Genomic DNA, 7,001 nt, shown 5'->3' with positions numbered 1-7,001 from the left:
CTCGGTCACGTGCCGCCGCCTCGGTGTGTGTCGCCGGGTGCGAGCAGGCTGGTGAGTTCGGCGATGGCGTCCGGCGACGGCTTGAAGTAGCGGCGCAGGTTCTCCGGCTTGCGGTGCCGGGACTTGGCCATCAGCATCAGCAGCGACGCGCCGGCCATGCCCAGGTGCGTCAGCGCGGAGTGGCGGTAGCGGAGTGGCGGTATTCGTGGAGGACCCAGCCCGTCCCCGGGCCCTGTGTGGCGGTGTGGATGTCCAGCAGGGCGCGGGCCTGGCCGTAGGACAGGCGCGCCGCCCCGGTGTCTGGGCACGCGTCCCGAGGGCCAATGACCTTCCCCGGCCCCGCACGGCGGGCGGTGACGAACACCGGACCGCGGGTGCGGCCCTTGAGCAGCCGGGGCAGCAGCCGGGCGGTGCCAGCATCCCAGTACACCGGCTCCAGCACGTAGTCCCCACGCGACTGGCCTCGGCGGCGGGTCTTGGTCCGGGCGCCCTTGGCCTTGACCAGGCAACGGCGCCCGGCGAAGTCCAGCTCCTCGATGTTGACGCCCAGGATCTCCTCGGACCGCCCGGCGGTCTCGTAGAGCATCCGCCACAGCGCCTTCTCCCGCAGGTGCACCTCGCGCCGCGCGATCAGCCGGTCGACCGCCATCTTCGAGCGGGCCGGGGTCTCGGAGTCCGGCACCGCCAGCCGCTTCGCCCAGGCCGGGACCATCGGTCCCTCGTAGCCGCGCTCACGGCACCAGCCGAGCCGGGACAGCACCCCCGCCCGGCGGGAGTTCCAGGTGTTGACCGCCGCGGTGCCCCAGAGCAGTTCCAGGGCCTCGCCGATCTCGTCGTCCGCGACCGACGCCAGCGGCCTGGCCTCGCCGAGCCGTTCAGCGGTCTTGCCCACCCCGATCCCGTAGTTGCGGACCGTGTTCGGGTTGCCGAGCGAGTCGAGAAACACGTCCGCCGCCGCGCGGACGGTCAACGCCTTCCCGGCCGGCAGTTGTACGACGGTGGGCACCGCTTCCCCCTGCCACAAATAACAGGGCCGCTTCACGTAGCGGCCGGAGAACATCACCGCAGGTGACGGATCAAGCTACCGCAGATATTGGGGCGTTATCTGTGGGAGAACTTCAGAACCCTTTTGCCGCTGGCGGCCCGTCAGCCGCCCACCAGGGCCAACGAATCCTTAGCGCCGATTTTCGTTCCGATGTTCCTCGACCCCCTTGGCTGGTTCATGCCGCCGCAGACGGCCACGACAGAACCCGCACCACATCATCCTCGACACGGACGCCCCCCCGGTCGCCGGCCAGCAGATGCCACCCGGCGCGGACCGGCAGGAACCCGCACGTCGTCCCGCCCGCCTCCTCGTCCCCGAGGGCGACGAGCCGGTGGCTTTGCCGTTGTTCATGCCGAGGAGTCACATGGCGAGGACTGGCCGCGACAGGGCGTCGCCGGCGGGGTGCATCAGCCGTCACGGAAGGCCGGTGCGGCCCCACCAGGTCGGCCGCACCGGCACTCCGTCCGCACCGAGAGGGGGCCACTCCTGCTCGAACCTGATCATCGCGATGGCGCGGGCGCTCATGGCCGGCTCGGATCAGTTCTGGCCGCAGCCGCAGCCGCATCTCGGCGATGTCGTACCGAGTCACGGCACCGGCAGTCACCGGGTACTGCCGGACCGTCTCCGTGTCGCCCTGCTCGCTGACGAGATCGTTGAACCAGAAGGCCGTACCGAAGTCCTCCCCGGGCGCTGCGACGGACCCACCGTGCGAGGGCTCCGGCCGCTTCTGCTTCACCCGCCCCGCTCACGGTCCGACCGCCCTGTCACCACGGGGCTGTCCAGTGGAGTGGCTCCCGACCCGATCGGCGTCCGGGGGATGGTGGGAGTCCCGGGAATCGGGTACATCAGGACAAGTACACCGGTTGGTACGGCTCGGCAGGCGCCCCTGCGCTCCGGGCGGACCGGCCGCGTCCGCCCACCCACAACGCGGCGAGGTGAGCTCCTCATGTCCGCACCATCCGCACCGAAGAACACGCCCAAGGTCACCGAGCGTGAAGCGCGTCAAGTGGCCGAGGCCGCGCGCGAACAGGACTGGCACAAGCCCAGTTTCGCCAAGGAACTCTTCCTCGGGCGCTTCCGTCTCGACCTGATCCATCCGCATCCGCTGCCGCCGGTGGACGACGTCCGGCGCGGCGAGGCGTTCCTCGCCCGGTTGCGCGACTTCTGCGAGACCAGGATCGACAGCGCCCTGATCGAGCGTGAGGCGAGGATCCCCGACGAGGTGATCAACGGCCTCAAGGAACTGGGCGCGCTCGGGATGAAGATCGAACCGAAGTACGGCGGCCTGGGGTTGACCCAGGTCTACTACAACAAGGCCCTCTCCCTGGTCGGCTCCGCCAGCCCGGCGATCGGCGCGCTGCTCTCCGCCCACCAGTCCATCGGCGTACCGCAGCCGCTGAAGCTCTTCGGCAGCCAGGAGCAGAAGGACGCCTTCCTGCCCCGGCTGGCCAGCACCGACATCTCGGCGTTCCTGCTCACCGAGCCGGACGTCGGATCCGACCCGGCCCGGCTCGCCACCTCGGCCGTTCCGGACGGATCGGACTACATCCTCGACGGCGTGAAGCTGTGGACGACCAACGGTGTCGTCGCCGACCTGCTCGTCGTGATGGCCCGTGTCCCGAAGTCGGAGGGCCACAGGGGCGGCATCACCGCGTTCGTCGTCGAGGCGGACTCCCCGGGCATCACCGTGGAGAACCGCAACGCGTTCATGGGCCTGCGCGGCATCGAGAACGGCGTCACCCGCTTCCACCGCGTCCGGGTCCCCGCCGCGAACCGCATCGGCCCCGAAGGCGCGGGGCTCAAGATCGCCCTGACCACGCTCAACACCGGACGGCTCTCGCTTCCCGCGATGTGCGTCGGCGCCGGGAAGTGGTGCCTGAAGATCGCCCGTGAGTGGTCGGCGGTGCGCGAGCAGTGGGGCAGGCCGGTCGCCCGGCACGAGGCCGTCGGCGCCAAGATCTCCTTCATCGCCGCGACCACGTTCGCGCTCGAAGCGGTGGTCGAACTCTCCTCCCAGATGGCCGACGAGAACCGCAACGACATCCGGATCGAGGCGGCTCTCGCGAAGCTCTACGGCTCCGAGATGGGCTGTCTGATGGCCGACGAGCTGGTCCAGATCCGGGGCGGCCGGGGCTTCGAGACCGCTGAGTCCCTCGCGGCCCGGGGCGAACGGGCCGTCCCCGCCGAGCAACTCCTGCGCGATCTGCGGATCAACCGGATCTTCGAGGGCTCCACCGAGATCATGCACCTGCTGATCGCCCGTGAGGCCGTCGACGCCCACCTGAAGGTCGCCGGAGACATCATCGACCCCGACAAACCCCTCTCCGCCAAGGCGAAAGCGGGCGCGAACGCAGCCGGCTTCTACGCCCGCTGGCTCCCCAAACTCGTTTCGGGACCGGGACAACTCCCGCGTACGTACGGGGAGTTCAACCCGTCCGGCCACCCGGATCTCTCCACCCACCTGCGCTACGTCGAACGCTCCGCCCGCAAACTCGCGCGCTCCACGTTCTATGCCATGTCGCGCTGGCAGGGCCGGATGGAGACCAAGCAGGGCTTCCTCGGCCGGATCGTCGACATCGGCGCCGAACTCTTCGCGATGAGCGCCGCCTGTGTCCGCGCCGAACTGCTGCGCTCCTGCGACGACCACGGCCGCGAGGCCTACCAGCTCGCCGACGCGTTCTGCCGCCAGTCCCGCGTTCGGGTCGAGGAACTCTTCACCCGACTGTGGTCCAACACCGACGATCTCGACCGGCGCGTGGTCGACGGCGTCCTGTCGGGTACCTACACCTGGCTGGAGGACGGCATCATCGACCCGAGCGGCGAAGGACCGTGGATCGCCGACGCCACCCCGGGGCCGTCCGTCCGGGACGACGTCCACCGGCCCATTCGCTGACCCGCGACCCACTTGGTAAGGGGGGACGGCCGGCAATCCGGAATCGGGGGGCGGCATTCGTCCCGCCACGGGTTGAGCCCGCCCCGGCGGACCGCTCCGGGCGGGCGCGGGGGACGCACTGTCCACACGCACAGCCTATGCGGCAACAATGGGGGGCATGAGCGACAGCCCTGCCCCCCTCGCCGACCCGCACCTCGTCTTCGACGCCGCGGAAGGCCGCCGGGATCTCGTCATCCTCGGCTCCACCGGTTCCGTCGGTACCCAGGCCATCGACCTGGTGCTGCGCAATCCCGACCGTTTCCGCGTCACCGGGCTCTCCGCCGCGGGCGGACGGGTCGCCCTCCTCGCCGAGCAGGCCCGGCAGCTGCGGGTGCGTACCGTGGCCGTCGCCGCACCGGACGCCGTACCGGCCCTCCGCGAGGCGCTGCGCGCGCAGTACGGGACGGGCGAGCCGCTCCCCGAGATCCTGGCCGGCCCCGAGGCCGCCTCCCAGCTCGCCGCCGGCGACTGCCACACCGTGCTCAACGGAATCACCGGATCGATCGGTCTCGCCCCCACGCTCGCCGCGCTCGAAGCGGGTCGCACGCTCGCCCTGGCCAACAAGGAATCGCTGATCGTCGGCGGCCCGCTGGTGAAGGCGCTGGCGAAGCCCGGCCAGATCATCCCGGTCGACTCCGAGCACGCCGCCCTTTTCCAGGCGCTCGGCGCGGGCACCCGCGCCGACGTACGCAAGCTCGTCGTCACCGCATCCGGCGGCCCCTTCCGGGGACGTACCAGGAGCGAACTCGTGAACGTCACCCGCGAGGAGGCCCTCGCGCACCCGACCTGGGCCATGGGACCGGTCATCACGATCAACTCCGCCACCCTGGTCAACAAGGGACTGGAGGTCATCGAGGCGCATCTCCTCTACGACATCCCGTTCGACCGGATCGAGGTCGTGGTCCACCCGCAGTCGTACGTCCACTCCATGGTCGAGTTCACCGACGGCTCCACCCTCGCCCAGGCCACACCCCCGGACATGCGGGGCCCGATCGCCATCGGCCTCGGCTGGCCCCAGCGCATCCCGGACGCCGCACCCGCCTTCGACTGGTCGAAGGCGTCCAGCTGGGAGTTCTTCCCCCTCGACAACGAGGCCTTCCCGTCCGTCGGACTGGCCAGGCACGTGGGCACGCTCGGCGCCACCGCCCCGGCCGTGTTCAACGCCGCGAACGAGGAATGCGTCGACGCATTCCTGACGGGACGGCTGCCGTTCAACGGAATCATGGATACGGTCACCGCGGTGGTGGCCGAACACGGCACCCCCGCCACGGGAACTTCGCTCACGGTCGCAGACGTCCTCGAAGCGGAGACCTGGGCACGCGCCCGGGCCCGTGAACTCTCGGCGAAAGCGACAGCGGAGGCGCGCGCATGAGTATTTCGACGGTCCTGTTGACGATTCTGGGCATCGTCGTCTTCGTCATCGGCCTGCTGTTCTCGATCGCCTGGCACGAGCTGGGTCACCTGTCGACCGCGAAGCTCTTCGGTATCCGCGTCCCCCAGTACATGGTCGGTTTCGGACCGACAATCTGGTCACGGAAGAAGGGCGACACCGAGTACGGGATCAAGGCCATCCCGGCCGGCGGCTACATCCGCATGATCGGCATGTTCCCGCCGGGACCGGACGGGCGCCTGGAGGCGCGGTCCACATCACCGTGGCGAAGCATGATCGAGGACGCCAGGTCCGCGGCCTTCGAAGAGATCGAACCGGGCGACGAGAAACGCCTCTTCTACACGCGCAAGCCGTGGAAGCGCGTCATCGTGATGTTCGCCGGACCGTTCATGAACCTGGTCCTCGCCGTCGCGATCTTCCTCGGTGTGGCGATGTCCTTCGGCTTCCAGACCCAGACCACCGAGGTCGCGGGCGTCCAGAAGTGCGTGATCCCGCAGAGCGAGAACCGCGAGACCTGCAAGAAGTCCGACGCCGTCTCGCCCGCACAGGCGGCGGGACTCAAGAAGGGCGACAAGATCGTCGCCTTCGACGGCCAGAAGGTCGACGACTGGGCGACGCTCTCCGAGAGGATCCGCGACACCATCGGCCCCGCGACCATCACGGTCCAGCGCGACGGTCAGGAGCAGACCCTCCACGCCGTGCTGAAGAAGAACGCCGTGGCGAAGAAGGACTCCAACGGAGATGCGATCGCCGGTGAGTATGTGACGGCCGGCTATCTCGGCTTCGCCGCCCAGACCGAGATCGTGCCGCTCTCCTTCGGTGACTCGGTCGTCCGGATGGGAGACATGATCGATAACGGTGTCGACTCGATCATCGCCCTCCCGTCCAAGATCCCCGGCCTGTGGGACGCCGCCTTCGGTGACGGCCCGCGAGCCGCCGACTCCCCGGTGGGTGTTGTCGGCGCGGCCAGGATCGGCGGCGAGGTGATGGCGCTGGACGTGCCGGCGCAGAACCAGATCGCGATGATGCTGTTCCTGCTGGCGGCCTTCAACCTCTCGCTGTTCCTCTTCAACATGCTGCCCCTGCTCCCGCTCGACGGCGGACACATCGCCGGAGCGCTCTGGGAGGCCCTGCGCCGCAACGTGGCGCGCGTCTTCAAGCGCCCCGACCCGGGCCCCTTCGACGTGGCCAAGCTGATGCCGGTCGCCTATGTCGTCGCAGGTGTCTTCATCTGCTTCACGCTGCTGGTGCTGGTGGCCGACATCGTCAATCCGGTCAAGATCTCCTGACCTCCCGGACGGCCCGGTGCACGAAGGGTGACGACCCGGTACACAGCGTGTGTCCGGGGCGTCCCCTGCACGCGGCACTCCCGCACGCGGTGTGCTCCGGGCCGCCGCCGGTGACGTAACCTCGGAACCCGGAGCCCGCCGATCTCGGGACCTCGATCCACACCTTGGGGATGCTCACCGCATGACTGCGATTTCTCTCGGAATTCCGTCCGTTCCGACCAAGCTCGCCGACCGGCGGGTCAGCCGCAAGATCCAGGTCGGGTCGGTTGCGGTGGGCGGGGATGCGCCGGTGTCGGTGCAGTCGATGACGACGACGCGTACGTCGGACATCGGTGCGACGTTGCA

General features: G+C 69.4%; 4 protein-coding genes and 1 pseudogene. 4 read left to right on the top strand and 1 reads right to left on the bottom strand.

The genetic code is table 11. The annotated features are described in order from the left end of the window. Nucleotides 1-5: 5 nt before the first annotated feature. A pseudogene (locus ACFU8Q_RS37240) lies at nt 6-1,006 on the bottom strand (site-specific integrase). 985 nt (nt 1,007-1,991) lie between these two features. Between ACFU8Q_RS37240 and ACFU8Q_RS37235 the strand changes: the two are divergent. The 4 genes from ACFU8Q_RS37235 to ACFU8Q_RS37220 form a co-directional block, all read left to right on the top strand. Beyond that, a complete protein-coding gene (locus ACFU8Q_RS37235; protein ID WP_384463304.1) occupies nt 1,992-3,938 on the top strand; it encodes an acyl-CoA dehydrogenase family protein in 1,947 nt (648 codons plus the stop codon). 157 nt (nt 3,939-4,095) lie between these two features. Further along, on the top strand, nt 4,096-5,349 hold the full coding sequence (gene dxr / locus ACFU8Q_RS37230; protein ID WP_384463301.1) for a 1-deoxy-D-xylulose-5-phosphate reductoisomerase: 1,254 nt from the start codon (nt 4,096-4,098) through the stop codon (nt 5,347-5,349). Then, nucleotides 5,346-6,656: a M50 family metallopeptidase gene (locus tag ACFU8Q_RS37225; protein ID WP_384463298.1), complete on the top strand. Its 1,311-nt coding sequence runs from the start codon at nt 5,346-5,348 to the stop codon at nt 6,654-6,656. Before dxr ends, ACFU8Q_RS37225 begins: the two co-directional genes overlap by 4 nt. Nucleotides 6,657-6,837: 181 nt before the next feature. Further along, nucleotides 6,838-7,001 (top strand): flavodoxin-dependent (E)-4-hydroxy-3-methylbut-2-enyl-diphosphate synthase (locus tag ACFU8Q_RS37220; RefSeq protein ID WP_350985938.1); only part of this gene is annotated, 164 nt, incomplete at its 3' end.

The sequence above is a fragment of the Streptomyces sp. NPDC057543 genome (assembly GCF_042801895.1).
Lineage (GTDB): Bacteria > Actinomycetota > Actinomycetes > Streptomycetales > Streptomycetaceae > Streptomyces.
The sequence above is the reverse complement of the archived record's forward strand: the minus strand, read 5'-3'. Positions and strand labels throughout refer to the sequence as shown.

Bases quoted from the DNA above. Each gene is read 5' to 3' on its own strand.
- ACFU8Q_RS37225 (WP_384463298.1), top strand. From the start codon at position 5,346: ATGAGTATTTCGACGGTCCTGTTGACGATTCTGGGCATCGTCGTCTTC.
- ACFU8Q_RS37235 (WP_384463304.1), top strand. From the start codon at position 1,992: ATGTCCGCACCATCCGCACCGAAGAACACGCCCAAGGTCACCGAGCGT.
- dxr (WP_384463301.1), top strand. From the start codon at position 4,096: ATGAGCGACAGCCCTGCCCCCCTCGCCGACCCGCACCTCGTCTTCGAC.